The following is a 15055-nucleotide window of genomic DNA, read 5'->3' on the forward strand; positions in this document are numbered from 1 at the left end:
TAGAAGGTCTGGACTTAAGAAGATTCAGTGGCTTTTCAGACGTCGTTCAAACAACGCAGTGCGCTCTTCGACATCGGGTTGATAGCGCACGCTGAAAGCACTCAAGGCGCGTAACGCATCTTCCGGGTCCTGATCGTCACGCAGCGCCATCGCATCGAAACCACAGCGACGCATGTAGTCCAGCTGGTCGACCAGTACATCGCCTACCGCGCGAATTTCTCCCTGATAGCCGAAGCGTTCTCTCAACAGCCTTGCCAGGGTGTAACCGCGCCCATCGGTAAAGGCAGGGAAATCCACCGCCAGCCTCGGGCTTTGCTTGAGTTGCGCTACAAGCTCAGCCGTCAGTTCCACATCACTGGTAAGCAAGGGAGCCAGTTCGCTGTCTTCACGATTTTCCTGCCACAGGGTAAGCGGCACGAAAGCGGGAAGTTGCTCGGGCGGTAGCGCCTCGGCGTCATACGACACGGCCCAGGCATTTTCGTCGGCAAGCTCACCCTGACGAATCAGGTGGTGTGCATGGATCAGAGATTCAGGCATAGACACGCTCCTTGAACGGTTTGAGGCCGATACGGCGATAGGTATCCAGGAAACGTTCTTCTTCATGACGCTGTTCGACGTACACTTTCAGTACCTTGTCGATAACGTCCGGCACGTCTTCGCGGAAAAACGAGGGACCCAGAATCTTGCCAAGGGAGGCATCGTCGGTGGAATTACCCCCAATCGAGATCTGGTAATATTCCTCGCCTTTCTTGTCGACGCCCAGGATGCCGATATGGCCTACGTGGTGGTGGCCACAGGCGTTCATGCAACCCGAGATATTGAGATCCAGCGGGCCAAGGTCATACAGGAAGTCGAGGTCTTCGAAACGCTCCTGCAATGCCTGAGCGATCGGTATCGACACGGCATTGGCCAGGCCACAGTAATCCCCACCCGGGCAACAGATAATGTCGTTGAGCGTGCCGACAGTGGGGTTGGCCATGCCCAATGCTTCCAGTTCCTTCCAAAGGGCTTCCAGTTCATCCACGGGGACATCCGAGAGCACCAGGTTCTGCTCATGGGTCACACGCACTTCACTGAAGCTGTAACGATCGGCCAGATCGGCCACGGCATTCAGCTGATCGGCGGTGACATCTCCCGGGGCATGCTCCCGACGCTTCAACGAAAGGGTGACCGCCTTGTAGCCCGGCACCTTATGCTCGGTGACGTTGTTGGTCATGAAGCGGGCAAAGGCGCGGTTTTCGCTGCGCAGGCGAACGCACTCGGCGATAGCTTCTTCTGCCACAGGGCGCCGCGGCGGCTCGGGGAAATGTGATTTGGCGGCTTCCACCGCAGCCTGATTGAGCGTCTGAGCGCCATCCTTGAGATGCACCCATTCTTCTTCCACCCGCCGGCGAAACTCTTCGATTCCCAGCGCCTTGACCAGAATCTTGATGCGCGCCTTGAATTTGTTGTCGCGGCGGCCGAACTGGTTGTAAACCCGCACACAGGCTTCGAGGTAGGTGAGCAGGTGCTGCCAGGGCAAGTCTTCCTTGACGACATCGCCAATCATGGGTGTGCGACCCAGGCCGCCACCGGCGAGTACCTTGATGCGCAACTCGCCTTGGGCGTTATGCCACAGGCGCAGTCCGATATCGTGAACCTGGATTGCCGCACGGTCTTGCGCTGCACCGCTCACCGCAATCTTGAATTTGCGTGGCAGATAAGCGAATTCCGGGTGCAAGGTCGACCACTGGCGAATCAGCTCACACCAGGGACGCGGGTCTTCCACTTCATCCTGGGCGATGCCGGCAAACTGGTCGCTGGTGGTATTGCGAATGCAGTTGCCGCTGGTCTGGATCGCATGCATCTGCACCTTGGCCAGGTCGGCCAGAATTTCCGGTACGTCGTCGAGTTCCGGCCAGTTGAGCTGCAGATTCTGACGTGTCGTAAAATGACCATAACCACGGTCGTAGCGCTGGGTGATTTCGGCCAAGGCGCGCAACTGGTAACCGGCTAACATCCCGTAGGGGATCGCAATACGCAGCATGGGCGCATGCTTTTGAATGTACAGACCGTTTTGCAAACGCAGTGGCCGGAATTCTTCTTCACCCAGGCGCCCGGCACGATAACGCGCCATCTGATCGCGAAACTGGGCAACGCGTTCATCAACCAAGGTTTGATCGTGATTGTCGTAACGGTACATTAGGCACGGTCCTGCAAAAACGAAGTGATCGCGTCCAAATGGGACATCGAGGTTCCCATTACTGTAACGCGGGGCCTATATTCTACAAAAGAATATATAATTATCTTTTTATTTCTAATTTGTCTTTAGGGCAGAATTGCTCATCCATCGCTGACTCTGCCAGACCCATATAAAACCGCTAGAGTTCAATATTCGATAGGCTAGCTGAACCCACCAGATACCCAACAAGCCATAGCCCAGTACAACGCCTACCCACCAGGCCAAGGGCAGAAAGATCAGCCACTGCATTCCCAACGTCAGCAGCATCACGGTGCGTTGAGCGCCGGCACCCAGAAGGGCTTGGGCCAGTACCAGGGCGGCTGCATCGAGCACGATCATGATGCCGGTCAACTGCAAGGGCAGGCGCCCCATTTCGATCAGCGCGGCGGAATCGAGAAACAACCCCAGTACCCATTCCGGGATCAGCAACATGGGCAATGCCATCGCCGCAAGGCTCATCCAGGCAACGCGCAGCGCATCCCACCCCCAACGGTGAGCGTCTTCCCCGGCATCGCGTCCCAGGGCTTCGCCCACCAGGCTCATGGCGGCAATGCCTAGCCCGACGCCTGGCAGGATCAGCAGCAAAGAAAGATTTACCAGTATATGGCCCACCGCAACGCTTGCGGTGTCGAGTTTCCCGAGCAACCAGAACAACACCGCATACCCACCCGCGAAGCACAGCTGCTGAAAGGAATGCGGCACGGCCAGCGAAAGCGTTTTCCTTAAGCTGGCTGGTGAGGGTAAGTTCGAAAGAAAGCCATCCTGGCGAGCACCACGCGAACTTACCCGAACCCACAAGATAAGTCCCAGCAGTAAGGAAAGAGTAGTACCCGCGCCAGCACCTGCCGCTCCCATCTCGGGTAAACCGGCATGGCCGAAGATCAGCCCGATACTGGCCAGTACATTGAAAGCATGAACCACAATGATGATGCGCAGGTAGACGCCGGTTTGCTGCACGCCATTCCAGTAACCGCGAAAGCACAATGTCATGGCGATCGCGATCAAGGAAAGCATCCGCCAGCGAAAATACTCCACCGCTATCGCCTGAACCTCGGGCGTTTGATTGATCAACCCCAGCAACGCCTGTGCCTGCCATATGCCCAGAATGGTCAGCGGTAGTGCCATGCCCACCGCCAGCAGCAAGCCGGCATTGAGAGGCAGGGCACGAGCATCACGTTGATCAGCACACTGGCTATCCGCCCCGAAACGTTGAGCGGTCTGGGATTGCACACCGGAAGACAAGCCGAACACCAGGGCGGTAACCATGAACATGGCGTATCCGCCGACGCCCACGCCTGCCAGCGCCACTTCTCCCAATGACCCCACCAGGGCGGCGTCGACAAGATTGAGCACACTTTGAGAGAGCATGCCGACGATGATCGGCATGGCCAGGCGGATGATCCTGCGATGGCGGGTGGCGGCAGGCAGCACGTTCAACTCGGATCGTAGGAGAGCACCGGTGACAGCCAGCGCTCCAGCTCCTCCACGGCCATGCCTTTGCGCCCGGCCAACACTTCGACCTGGTCGCGAGTGATCTTGCCGGTGGAAAAATACTTCGATTGCGGGTGCGAGAAATACCAGCCCGATACCGCTGCCGCCGGCCACATGGCAAAGTTTTCGGTCAGCGCGAGGCCGGTGTTGCGTTCGGCATCGAGCAAACGGAACAGCGCCGCTTTTTCGGTGTGATCCGGGCAGGCGGGATAACCGGGAGCGGGGCGGATACCCTGATATTTCTCGCTGATCAGCGCATCGTTATCCAGCGTTTCTTCGGGGACATAGCCCCAGTATTCCTTGCGTACCCGCTCATGCATACGCTCGGCAAAGGCTTCGGCCAGACGATCGGTAAGTGCCTGCACCATGATGGCGTTATAGTCGTCACCGGCAGCCTCATAGGACTTGGCCAATTCATCGACACCATGGCCGGTGGTAACCGCGAAGGCCCCGATCCAGTCCGGCTTGCCGCTGGCCTTGGGTGCGACGAAATCCGCAAGGCTGTAGCAGATGCCGTCCCGCCCCTTGGTGGTCTGTTGACGAATATGATGGAGACGCTCAATGATCTCGCTACGCGACTCATCGGCATATACCTCGATGATATCGTCGTCCACGCTATTGGCTCGCCACAACCCGATGACGCCACGCGCCTGGATCAGATTTTCGTCGAGCAGTTTCTTCAGCATCTGCTGGGCATCTTCGAAAAGGTTGCGTGCCGCCTCGCCGACCTTTTCATCATTCAATATCTTGGGGTATTTGCCCGCCAGCTGCCAGCTCATGAAAAACGGCGTCCAGTCAATGCGCTCGACCAATTCATCCAGCGGATAACCTTCGAATACCTTCAGCCCGGTCATCTTGGGCGCCGGTGGGGTGTAGTTCGCCCAATCGGTACGAAAGCGCCGCTTGCAAGCCTGGGCGTAATCCAGATCCGCCGCCTTGGGACGACGCTTGGCGTTACGCTCCCGGACCTTGGCATAGTCTTCGCTAATCTCGTCGACGTAGGCTTGCTTGAGATTCGGCGCCAACAGGCGACCGGCCACACCCACCGCACGCGAGGCATCGGTGACGTAGATCACCGGGTGTTCGTATTGCGGGGCGATCTTCACCGCCGTATGCGCTTTGGAGGTGGTCGCACCGCCTATCAGCAAGGGCAATTCGAACCCCTGGCGCTGCATTTCCTTGGCCACATGCACCATCTCATCGAGCGACGGGGTGATCAGGCCGGAAAGTCCGATGATATCGGCATTGACGGCTTTTGCCGTCTGAAGAATCTTCTCGGTGGGCACCATCACGCCGAGATCGATCACTTCGTAGTTGTTGCACTGAAGTACCACGCCGACGATGTTCTTGCCGATGTCGTGGACGTCGCCCTTGACCGTGGCCATGACGATCTTGCCCTTGGCCTGGGTCTCGCCGCTCTTTTCCGCCTCGATATAGGGAATCAGGTAGGCAACGGCCTGTTTCATCACCCGCGCCGACTTGACCACCTGGGGCAGAAACATCTTGCCGTCGCCGAACAGGTCGCCCACCACGTTCATGCCGTCCATCAACGGCCCTTCGATGACCTCGATGGGGCGGGGTGCGCGGGCACGAGCCTCTTCGGTGTCTTCTTCAATATAGACGGTGATGCCTTTGACCAGGGCGTGTTGAATACGCTTGTCGACGTCCCAGGAGCGCCACTCCAGGTCTTCCTTCTTGGGGCCGCTGCTGCCGTCGCCCTTGTACTTCTCGGCCAGGTCCAGCAAGCGTTCGGTGCTGTCCTCGCGCCGGTTGAGCACCACATCCTCGACCGCCTCGCGTAATTCGCTGGGTAGGTCGTCATACACCGCCAGTTGGCCGGCGTTGACGATGCCCATGGTCAGGCCGGCGCGGATGGCGTAGTAGAGAAATACCGAGTGGATCGCTTCACGTACCACATTGTTGCCACGAAACGAAAACGACACATTGGAGACGCCACCCGAGATCATGGCGTGAGGCAGATTTTCGCGAATCCATTGAGTGGCTTCGATGAAGTCCACCGCGTAGTTGTTGTGCTCCTCGATCCCGGTACCGATGGCGAAGATGTTGGGGTCGAAAATGATGTCTTCCGGTGGGAAACCGATCTCGTCGACCAGCAGGCGATAGGCACGTTCACAGATCTCGGTCTTGCGCGCAAAGGTGTCGGCCTGACCCTGTTCATCGAAAGCCATGACGATAATCGCAGCGCCGAAGCGGCGACATTTGGTGGCCTGTTCACGAAAGGCGGCTTCGCCTTCCTTCATCGAGATGGAATTGACCACCGCCTTGCCCTGAACGCACTTCAGACCGGCTTCGATGATCTCCCACTTGGAGGAATCGATCATGATCGGCACCCGGCAAATATCCGGTTCACCGGCGATCAGGTTCAGAAAGCGCACCATGGCTTCCTGGGACTCGAGCATGCCCTCGTCCATGTTGATGTCGATCACCTGGGCGCCGTTCTCGACCTGTTCCAGGGCCACTTCCAGCGCCGTGGTGAAATCTTCTTCGACGATCAAGCGCTTGAAGCGCGCCGAGCCGGTGACGTTGGTGCGCTCGCCAACATTGACGAACAGCGAGTCGGCTTGAATATTGAACGGCTCAAGGCCCGAGAGGCGGCAGGCACGCGCTCGCTCGGGCACCTCACGGGGTGGCATTTCCTTCACTGCTTCGGCAATCGCCCGAATGTGTTCAGGGGTACTGCCACAACAACCGCCAATGATATTGACCAAGCCGCTCGAGGCGAATTCGGCAACGATCTCGGCCATTTCTTCAGGCGTCTGGTCGTATTCGCCGAATTCGTTGGGCAGACCGGCATTGGGGTGCGCCGAGACGAAGGTGTCGGCCTTGACGGAAAGCTCTTCGAGGTAAGGGCGCAGCTCTTCAGCGCCCAAGGCGCAGTTCAAACCAACCGACAACGGCCGCGCATGACGCACCGAGTTCCAAAACGCTTCGGTGGTCTGACCCGAAAGGGTACGCCCGGAGGCATCGGTGATGGTGCCGGAAATCATGACCGGCAAGCGTTCGCCGCGATCCTCGAACAGCTCTTCAAGGGCGTAGATGGCTGCCTTGGCGTTGAGCGTATCGAAAATGGTCTCGATCATTATCAAATCGGAGCCACCGTCGATCAGTGCTTCGGCGGCCTGGTAATAATTGTCGCGCAACTCGTCGAAAGTAACGTTACGCTTGGCCGGGTCGTTGACATCCGGCGAGAGCGAGGCGGTGCGAGAGGTGGGTCCCAGCACCCCAGCGACATAACGGGGAATGCCGGTCTCTTCGGCGACGTCATCGCACACCTGGCGGGCCAGGCGCGCCGACTCGCGATTGAGCTCCACCACCAACGCTTCCATGCCGTAATCGGATTGAGACAGCTGAGTGCTGTTGAAGGTGTTGGTTTCGATGATGTCGGCACCGGCTTCGAGGTAGTCGCGATGTATCTCGCGGACCAGGTCGGGGCAGGTCAGCGCCAAGAGATCATTATTACCCTTGAGATCCGATGGCCAGTCCTGGAAGCGCTCACCGCGGAAATCGGCTTCGTCGAGCTGAGCGTTCTGCAGCATGGTGCCCATGCCGCCATCCAGGATCAGGATGCGTTGAGTGAGGCGTTGGGTCAGAGCACTAGCAGCCATGGTGAGGGTAGATCTCCAGCATGAAAGGGAACATCAAGGGGCTTTTTTAATTCGTCGTTTAACATCTTCATACGTTCGAGCAGCGCTCATGATAGCAAAGCCCGCTACGCGGGGGCAGGTCTATCCGGCGAGGCTCGATGCTCCGGCTGTAAAAAATGCAATAAAACAGCAATAAAACAGCAATAAAACAGCAATAAAACAGCAATAAAACAGCAAAAGAATAGTCTACTAAATTACTCAGGATTGTGTCAGCCCTCGGTTTTGCTTACCATAGGGGCATTAATGTCATGTGAAGTGGCATCGCCACTGACACGGGGAGGAACAATACCTCATGAGCACCACTACAGAACGCAACGAAATCAACATCACCGACAGTGCCCAGGAGTATCTGGCAGAGCTGCTGGAGAAACAGAGTGTCGAAGGCATTGCCGTGCGCATCTTCATTACCCAGCCGGGTACGCCTTATGCGGAAACCTGCCTGGCCTATTGTCGGCCCGGCGAGGAAGAGCCGACCGATGAGCAGCTGACGCTGGAAAAGCTCAATGTGTTTCTCGACAAGAACAGCCTGGCGTTTCTCGAGGATGCAGTGGTCGACTTCAATGCCGACCGCATGGGCGGCCAGCTGACCATCAAGGCGCCTAACGCCAAGATGCCCAAGGTCAACGCCGATAGCCCGCTGGAGGATCGCGTCAACTATATCCTCTACAGCGAGATCAACCCGGGGCTCGCCTCCCATGGTGGCGAAATCAAGCTGATCGAACTCACCGAAGACAAGCACGCCATTCTGGCGTTTGGCGGGGGTTGCCAGGGCTGTGCCGCCGTGGATCTCACCTTGAAAGACGGGGTCGAGAAAACCCTGATGGAACGCATCCCTGAACTGGGTGGCATCCGTGATGTTACCGACCACACCGACACCACGAACGCCTACTACCGTTAAGCGTTTTATTCTCAGGGCTCTGCATCGGCAGGGCCCTGTTTATTTCTAAGTAAGTTTATTTTCCGGGCCGTTTTCCTCGTCTGAGTTTTTCTCGCCCGTACTCTTTTCCAGAATCCTTTCCTCCATTCTAGCTTGCAAGCCTTCCAGGCTATGCCAGAGCTTGGCTTCCCACCGCTCTTCAATTGCCGTCAGGCGCTTTTCTCGCGCGTCAAGTTCGCATGCCTGAGATTCCAGTTGCGTGATGAGTTGTTGGTTTTCACGCATCAGTGCACCGTGCTTTTCCTCCTGACGAGCAAGCGCCAGGCGTGCCTCACGGTGCTGAGTTTGCTCTTCGTTGATGGCCACTTGTTGCTGAGCCTGTTGTTGAGATAGGACTGCCTGCAAGGAAGACGCTCGCTTTTCAAGCTGCTGGTAGCGGGCCTGGAAGCTTTTTTGTGCGCTGAGCTGTTCCTGGCGTGTGGTATCCAGCAAGCCCATCAATCGCGCTTCCGCCGCTTCATGGCGTTTTTCCTCCTGCTCCAGGCGTTGCTGGTATTCCTGCTGTTGCACCGTTTGAATCTGGTGGTGTTGCTCCGCCTGGTATTCAAGTTTCTGGAGTGCTTCGTCTCGTTGCTGGGCAAGGGCGGCGAGTTTGCGTTTATCCGCCTCCGCTTCGGTTTGTTCCTGGCGACGCTGGGTTTCACTTTGCGCAAGTTCGCTACTCAGCGCTTCAAGGCGCTGTTCGGTATGGCGCAGATGTTCCACCAAGGCGCGCTCGCGCTGTTCAGCGTCGGCTGCTTGTCGGCTAGCTTCCTGCGCCTGTCGTTGGGCCTTTTCCACTTGCTGATTGGCATCTTGCCGATAGTGGGCAAGGGTGTCATTGGCCGTCTGCTGTGCTTCGCGCCACATCCCCGTGGCCAGCTCCACAATGACCTCTGGCACGCCCTTGGGCGGCGGCACATCACGATTCAGTTCTCGCTCGCTGCGCCAGTGGCGTAAATGCTCGCTGATAGTGGTGAAACTGCCGGTGCCCAACACTTCGCGGATGCGCTGCACGCTTGGGGTGTCACCGCGTACAAGCAGGGTATCGATGGCTTCTTGTACATCGGGATATTGAATGCCGTTGCGTGCCATGCGGCGGAGCTCCTTGGTTAATCCTGAGATGAAGAAGGCTATTTTCGGGCTTTTGCTGGAAATAGGCAATAATTACGTAAAACGTAATACGTAATTTTATTTATCAAATGACTAATAAATTCAAGATTACCCGCCTTATCTTGAGTTTCTAGCCACTACAGGCCAAACTAGGCAAGTTGAATTCAACGAGTGCTGTCATGGCTGAATTTCCCTTGGTATTACCTGAGTTTCCGCAACCAGCGTCCCGACCGTCGGCACTGTCCGCGTTGCCGAGTCAGCCGTCTAACCTGCATATCCGCGCGGCCAGTGATACCGAGGCGGTGATGCAATGGCTGGAAGAATACCGCGCCAGCCCGCAGACCCTGCGCAGTTATCGGCGTGAAGCGGAGCGCTTGCTGTTGTGGCTACATGCCCAGAAGATGGTGCTTGCGGACATGAATCGAGAGGTCTTGTCGCACTTCGAAGGGTTTCTCAGCGACCCTCAGCCCCGCTCGCAATGGGTGGGGCCTTCAAGGCCACGCCCGCACTCCGAATGGCGGCCTTTTCGAGGTTCGCTGGGGGCGGCCAGCCGACGCCAGAGCCTGGTTATTCTGCAGGGTCTGTTCAGCTGGCTGGTGGAAGCAGGGTGGTTGGCTCACAATCCCTTTCGCTTGATGCGCGACAAAGCACGCCGCCTGAACAATCAGGCGCCCGGTATCGAGCGCTACCTGGAGCGCGAGCTGTGGCAATGGTTGTGGCAATGGCTGAATGAGCCTTTGTTAGAGCAGGCGACGCCGCGCGAACGCTACCAACAAGCTCGACGGGTATTTCTGTTCGGCTTTGCCTACCTGCTTGCCCCGCGTATAAGCGAAATGGCCAACGCTCGCATGCAGGATTTCCAGCGAACAGAAGGGCGCTGGTGGTGGCACGTGGTTGGAAAGGGGGCTAAGACCGCCCGCATTCCTGTGCCGGATGACATGCTGTACTTCTTGAAGCATTGGCGCGCAGCACTCGGCTTGGCGCCGTTCCCCGAGCACGACGATGACACACCGCTGTTGCGCGCCTTGGATGGAAGGCGTGAGGTGGGGGAAAATCAGCTTTATCGTGTGATTCGAGCCACCTTTCAACAGGCGGCCCAGGCGCTTGAAGATGTCGAGGGTGAGCGTCGCCATATAGAGGCATTAAGGCGGGCGACTCCCCATTGGTTGCGCCACACCGCTATCACCCATCAGGCTCAGTCGGGAGTGGAACTTCGCTACCTGGCGGAAAGCGCGCGTCATTCGCGCCTGGATACCACGGCGCGCTATCTGCATACCGAGGATGAGGAATGGCACCGTCAATTGACCAGCCATACTTTGTCCCATCAGTAAAGTCTCGTGAGTAGGGTCTTGTGAGCAGGGAGGACAGACGTGACGGGGTGCAAAAGGTATAATAGAGGCAGTTTATTGAGGAGGTATCATGAGCGCAGAGTTAACCGCCGAACAGGCCCAGCAAGAGCTGGTGGAAGAATTCGAGATGTTCGATAACTGGATGGATCGTTATCAGTACATCATTGATATGGGCAAGCAATTACCGGATTTCCCCGACACTTGGAAAACCGACGAGCATAAAATCAAGGGCTGCCAATCCAATGTCTGGATGCATCACGAGGTCGAGGGCGAGCGTTTGCATTTCGAGGCGACCTCCGATGCGGCGATTGTGTCCGGCTTGATTGCCGTACTGCTGCGCATTTACAACGATCGCCCAGCGGAAGAGATCCGTAATACCGAGCCGCATTTTCTCGCTGATCTAGGGCTGGACAACCACCTGTCACCGACGCGTAGCAACGGCCTGCATGCCATGTTGCAGCGGATCTTTCAGGTAGCGGGCAAGCAGTAATCTGACACGATATCGGCTCAAGGCGAACATTCCGGGTCTTCTCGACAAAGAACTTCACTGGGGCCGCCGGGTACCGGATCCATGCCACCCGAATGAGCAGGGTTGCACTTGACGATCCGCTTGGTGGCCAGCCACGCGCCTTTCAGCGGCCCATGAACCTGGATCGCTTCCACCGCGTAGTTAGAACAGCTCGGCCAGAAGCGACAACGTGGACCCAGCAGGGGGCTGATTACATACTGGTAGACCTTGAGCAGCGCAATCATAATCCCGCTTGCCAGGCGAGCCAGAAAATGCGCTACCACATGAATCCAGCGTGACAGACAAAACATCAGCGCCCCTTGGCGTACAGCTCGGCCGGGGCGATCAACGGCGTGCTGGTGATGCGCGCACGCTGCGATCCTGGCTCCAGCGCCACATAAAAACAACTGCGCCGACCGCTATGACAGGCCGGCCCAGTTTGTTCTACCTGGAGCAACAGGGTGTCGCCGTCACAATCCAGGGCGGCACTTTTCAAATGTTGTTGCTGTCCTGAGGACTCTCCCTTGCGCCACAATTTACCTCGTGAACGCGAGTAGTAGCACACCCGCCCGGTATGCAAGGTTTCCTTGAGCGCTTCCTGATTCATCCAGGCCATCATCAGCACTTCGCCGCTGTCATGCTGTTGGGCAATGGCCGGCAATAGGCCGTCGGCATTGAAGCGCACTGCATCGAGCAGCTCGGTCAATGCCAGTTGGTGGCCTTGTTCAGCACCTTCCAATTGCTTGAATAGGTTTTGGGAGTCATTAGTTTGGCTCATAAAGGCTCGCTCGTGGTAGGGATGCAGGCTTCGCAAAGGCCCAGAAGCTCTATGGTTTGACGCTCCACACGAAAGCCTTGGCTTGTGGCGTGCTTACTTAGTTTTCGGGTAACGTCATCCAAGTGCAGCTCTTCGACATGGCCACAAAACCGACAGATGAGAAACTGAAAACCATGAGCATGCTCGGGGCAGGCGCAGGCCACGTAAGCATTCTGTGACTCAATGCGGTGCACAAGCCCTTGCCCGATCAGAAACTCGAGAGCGCGATATACCGTAGGCGGGCGCGCCGCAGCATGTTCGGTGGTCAACTGGTCGAGAAGGTCATAAGCCTTGAGTCCACCGCCATTTTCGGCGATAAGCTCGAGCACACGGCGACGCATCGGGGTAAAGCGAACCCCGCGTTCCTGACATTGGTGTTCCGCCTGCTTGAGCAGGGTTGGGGCATGCGGCATGGGTCACTCACTCAAGAAGATAGCCCATAGTCTACGCGGTAGACGTAGGCATGTCAGCGGGGAACACGAGTTCGCTATGCCGCGCAAAATGCTGCTGAGCGAACGCCACCCGAGCCGCTGGGCTCTGGTCTTCGGGTTGAGCTTCTATCATGTCCAGACGCGGCCTGAGCCCCTCACCGTTGGTCATCTGAATGGCAAGCCCGGGCCTGGCATTCAACTCAAGCAACATGGGACCATGCCGACGGTCCAACACCATATCTGTTCCCAGGTAACCAAGCCCGGTCATTTCATAGCAGCCGGCAGCCAACAGTAGCAAGGTTTTCCAATCAGGTACTGCCAGGCTAGCTAAGTCATGCCCGGTATCGGGGTGGGCATAGCAAGGGCGGTCGAATTGCACGCCACGAAGCGCGGTACCCGTCGCAATATCCAACCCCACACCCACTGCGCCCTGATGCAGGTTCGCCTTGCCATCCGAGGCGGCGGTGGACAGGCGCATCATGGCCATTACCGGGTAACCTTTGAAGATGATCACCCTTATATCGGGCACACCTTCATAGGTGTAAGCCATAAGACTTTCATCGAAATGAATCAAGTTTTCGATCATGGCCACATCCGGCGACCCCCCCAGAGAGTAAAGCCCCGACAGGATATTGGATACATGCCGTTCGATATCGGTCAGGTTCAGTGCAGCCCCGCTGGGTTTGACATAGGCCCCGTCCTTGCTCTGCTCAATCACTAGAATGCCTTTGCCGCCGCTCCCCTTGGCCGGCTTGATGACAAAGCCTGCATGACCGGTGAGCATGTCGAGAATATGCTTTACTCCGAACTGAGTGGTCACCGTGCCGATAAGCGCAGGACTGGTGATACCGTGCTGCTGAGCCAGCAGCTTGGTTTTTAGCTTGTCGTCTACCAAAGGGAACAGCCGGCGATTGTTGTAACGGCCGATATAGCGAATATTACGCCGGTTCATGCCGATAATACCCTTGCTTCGCAGCTTTCCAGGGGTGGTCCAGGAAAGCCACTTCATGGACTTTTCTCCTCATCGGTGATCGGCTGAAAGCGACGTAATTCCAGGAGCCGGTAGCCGGTGTAATTGCCCAGCAACAGAATCAGTGCCATCAAGATCAACTGCACCCCCAGGAAGTTGAACGTGATATGGCGTACCCAAGGATTATTCATGGCGAGATAGGCCAGCACGGCGGTAACCAGGCTACCCCCCCCCTGAATCAAGACTTCCTTGGGGCCTTCTTCCTCCCACAATATCGACATCCGCTCGATGGTCCAGGCGAGAATAATCATGGGAAAGAAAGTAATGGTAAGGCCGGCATTGAGTCCCAGCTTGTAAGCCACTACCGAAAATATTGAGATGATCGCAATCACGGTGATGATCACCGCCGACACTCTGGCGACCAACAATAGATTCAAATAGGAAAGGTAGTTGCGGATGACCAGGCCGACCGCCACTACCAGCAGAAAACCGATCAAGCCAGTCATCAGCGTGGTTTGAATGAACGCCAGGGCAATCAGTACCGGCATGAAGGTACCGGACGTCTTGAAGCCGACCAGAACACGCAAGAAGACCACCATCAGGGCGCCAATCGGAATCAACAGGATGGTCTGGAATAGTGCCTGTTCTTCCAAGGGCAGGCTGTGAATCGAGAAATTCAGCAAAGTATCTTCGGAAATATGGTTACGCACCGCAGCGGAGGCGGGTTGCGAGTGGGTCATCATGGAAAAATTGACCCGAGAATTGGTGCCACCTGCCACTTCCAATACGGCCTGACCGCCGGCCTCCCATAACAAGAGATTATCGGGTTTGCCTTGTTCGCCGCTAAGGGGATTGAACAGCGCCCATTGTTCCTCACTTTCATCAAAGACTTGAATCCACTGAGTCAAACTTTGGCGACGGCGCCCATCCTCCAACAACAAGCCACTGACTTCTCGTGCATTGACACCGGCATGGTTCAGCAAGCGAACCGTCAAGGGCACCAACTCATATTGAGTAAGCAGTAACCGGGCATTTTCGCCTTGACGCTCGCCGCCCATGTCCAGCATCAGCTCACGGGCAAATGTATAATTATCGGCGCTGCGAGACCAGGCGCGCTCGACAATATGATTGGCTGCGGTGTCATAGGGGCGCTCCCAGACAATATCGACAAGCGGGGGTGGGGGAGTGAGATCGGGCGCTTGAGAGTCCGGCGAGACCAGCATTTGTACGGAATAATACAGCTGCTGACTGCCTGCGGCATCACGAATCGACCATTCCGCGCGACGGCCGAAATCATCCGCTTTAAAAGCAAGACCATAGCCGGAGGAGGCGGTATTTTCAGTCAAGACTCGAAAACCCGCCTGGTGCGATGGCAGGGCCATGTCGACCATTACCGGTCCGTCCTGAGCATTGAAATTGACCAGTGCCTCTATTTCCCAGACTTTACGCTGCTCGCCGGGCACCCAAGGAATTTCAAATTGAACATGGCGCTGAACGCTCATGGCGATACCCGCCAGCATGAGCACGCCGACAATCAGGTAAAAAGGTAACCGTGACATGAAAATCCTTCAGGT

The 15055-nt window shown here is 56.8% G+C and carries 13 protein-coding genes; 3 read left to right on the plus strand and 10 right to left on the minus strand.

Annotation, left to right across the window (positions count from 1 at the left end):
* Window positions 1-24 precede the first annotated feature (24 nt).
* From GPM19_RS08150 to metH, 4 genes are all read right to left on the minus strand, one after another.
* Window positions 25-537, minus strand: a complete 513-nt coding sequence (locus GPM19_RS08150) for a DUF934 domain-containing protein (RefSeq protein ID WP_227842286.1) — start codon at window positions 535-537, stop codon at window positions 25-27.
* Window positions 530-2182 carry a nitrite/sulfite reductase gene (locus GPM19_RS08155; protein WP_160418553.1) on the minus strand — a complete coding sequence of 551 codons (1653 nt, stop codon included), beginning with the start codon at window positions 2180-2182 and terminating at the stop codon, window positions 530-532. Before GPM19_RS08155 ends, GPM19_RS08150 begins: the two co-directional genes overlap by 8 nt.
* Before the next feature lie 114 nt (window positions 2183-2296).
* Window positions 2297-3652, minus strand: coding sequence for an MATE family efflux transporter (locus GPM19_RS08160; RefSeq protein ID WP_319928109.1), 1356 nt, complete (start codon window positions 3650-3652; stop codon window positions 2297-2299).
* Window positions 3653-3654: 2 nt separating this feature from the next.
* Window positions 3655-7338: a methionine synthase gene (gene metH / locus GPM19_RS08165; protein WP_160418554.1), complete on the minus strand. Its 3684-nt coding sequence runs from the start codon at window positions 7336-7338 to the stop codon at window positions 3655-3657.
* Window positions 7339-7669: 331 nt separating this feature from the next.
* On the opposite strand from metH, the gene nfuA reads away from it, so the two are divergent.
* On the plus strand, window positions 7670-8275 hold the full coding sequence (nfuA, locus tag GPM19_RS08170) for a Fe-S biogenesis protein NfuA (RefSeq protein ID WP_160418555.1): 606 nt from the start codon (window positions 7670-7672) through the stop codon (window positions 8273-8275).
* Between the two features lie 45 nt (window positions 8276-8320).
* Here the strand turns inward: nfuA and GPM19_RS08175 are convergent, their stop codons facing one another.
* Window positions 8321-9388 carry a DNA-binding protein gene (locus tag GPM19_RS08175; protein ID WP_160418556.1) on the minus strand — a complete coding sequence of 356 codons (1068 nt, stop codon included), beginning with the start codon at window positions 9386-9388 and terminating at the stop codon, window positions 8321-8323.
* A 197-nt stretch (window positions 9389-9585) separates the two neighbouring features.
* Between GPM19_RS08175 and GPM19_RS08180 the strand changes: the two genes are divergently transcribed.
* The gene (locus GPM19_RS08180) at window positions 9586-10737 is read left to right on the plus strand and encodes a tyrosine-type recombinase/integrase (protein ID WP_160418557.1); all 1152 of its coding nucleotides are present in this window, start codon (window positions 9586-9588) and stop codon (window positions 10735-10737) included.
* 88 nt (window positions 10738-10825) lie between these two features.
* Window positions 10826-11245: a SufE family protein gene (locus GPM19_RS08185; protein WP_160418558.1), complete on the plus strand. Its 420-nt coding sequence runs from the start codon at window positions 10826-10828 to the stop codon at window positions 11243-11245.
* 17 nt (window positions 11246-11262) lie between these two features.
* Here GPM19_RS08185 and yidD read toward each other — a convergent pair whose 3' ends face one another.
* The 5 genes from yidD to GPM19_RS08210 form a co-directional block, all read right to left on the minus strand.
* Window positions 11263-11508 (minus strand): membrane protein insertion efficiency factor YidD, encoded by a 246-nt coding sequence (gene yidD / locus GPM19_RS08190; protein ID WP_227842305.1) that lies wholly within the window; start codon window positions 11506-11508, stop codon window positions 11263-11265.
* A gap of 65 nt (window positions 11509-11573) precedes the next feature.
* A complete protein-coding gene (gene hisI / locus GPM19_RS08195) occupies window positions 11574-12041 on the minus strand; it encodes a phosphoribosyl-AMP cyclohydrolase (protein ID WP_160418560.1) in 468 nt (155 codons plus the stop codon).
* Window positions 12038-12493 carry a transcriptional repressor gene (locus tag GPM19_RS08200; protein ID WP_160418561.1) on the minus strand — a complete coding sequence of 152 codons (456 nt, stop codon included), beginning with the start codon at window positions 12491-12493 and terminating at the stop codon, window positions 12038-12040. Before GPM19_RS08200 ends, hisI begins: the two co-directional genes overlap by 4 nt.
* Before the next feature lie 31 nt (window positions 12494-12524).
* The gene (locus tag GPM19_RS08205) at window positions 12525-13520 is read right to left on the minus strand and encodes an alpha-L-glutamate ligase-like protein (RefSeq protein ID WP_160418562.1); all 996 of its coding nucleotides are present in this window, start codon (window positions 13518-13520) and stop codon (window positions 12525-12527) included.
* Window positions 13517-15040, minus strand: coding sequence for an inactive transglutaminase family protein (locus GPM19_RS08210; RefSeq protein WP_160418563.1), 1524 nt, complete (start codon window positions 15038-15040; stop codon window positions 13517-13519). The genes GPM19_RS08205 and GPM19_RS08210 overlap by 4 nt, the downstream gene beginning before the upstream one ends.
* Window positions 15041-15055 lie beyond the last annotated feature (15 nt).

Source organism: Vreelandella zhuhanensis (genome assembly GCF_009793355.1).
Lineage (GTDB): Bacteria > Pseudomonadota > Gammaproteobacteria > Pseudomonadales > Halomonadaceae > Vreelandella > Vreelandella zhuhanensis.

What these genes read in the sequence shown, in the direction of transcription:
- GPM19_RS08175 (WP_160418556.1), bottom strand. Translation starts at nt 9,388, where the DNA reads ATGGCACGCAACGGCATTCAATATCCCGATGTACAAGAAGCCATCGAT.
- GPM19_RS08155 (WP_160418553.1), bottom strand. Translation starts at nt 2,182, where the DNA reads ATGTACCGTTACGACAATCACGATCAAACCTTGGTTGATGAACGCGTT.
- GPM19_RS08185 (WP_160418558.1), top strand. Translation starts at nt 10,826, where the DNA reads ATGAGCGCAGAGTTAACCGCCGAACAGGCCCAGCAAGAGCTGGTGGAA.
- GPM19_RS08180 (WP_160418557.1), top strand. Translation starts at nt 9,586, where the DNA reads ATGGCTGAATTTCCCTTGGTATTACCTGAGTTTCCGCAACCAGCGTCC.
- hisI (WP_160418560.1), bottom strand. Translation starts at nt 12,041, where the DNA reads ATGAGCCAAACTAATGACTCCCAAAACCTATTCAAGCAATTGGAAGGT.
- GPM19_RS08150 (WP_227842286.1), bottom strand. Translation starts at nt 537, where the DNA reads ATGCCTGAATCTCTGATCCATGCACACCACCTGATTCGTCAGGGTGAG.
- GPM19_RS08200 (WP_160418561.1), bottom strand. Translation starts at nt 12,493, where the DNA reads ATGCCGCATGCCCCAACCCTGCTCAAGCAGGCGGAACACCAATGTCAG.
- nfuA (WP_160418555.1), top strand. Translation starts at nt 7,670, where the DNA reads ATGAGCACCACTACAGAACGCAACGAAATCAACATCACCGACAGTGCC.
- GPM19_RS08205 (WP_160418562.1), bottom strand. Translation starts at nt 13,520, where the DNA reads ATGAAGTGGCTTTCCTGGACCACCCCTGGAAAGCTGCGAAGCAAGGGT.
- GPM19_RS08210 (WP_160418563.1), bottom strand. Translation starts at nt 15,040, where the DNA reads ATGTCACGGTTACCTTTTTACCTGATTGTCGGCGTGCTCATGCTGGCG.
- metH (WP_160418554.1), bottom strand. Translation starts at nt 7,338, where the DNA reads ATGGCTGCTAGTGCTCTGACCCAACGCCTCACTCAACGCATCCTGATC.
- yidD (WP_227842305.1), bottom strand. Translation starts at nt 11,508, where the DNA reads ATGATTGCGCTGCTCAAGGTCTACCAGTATGTAATCAGCCCCCTGCTG.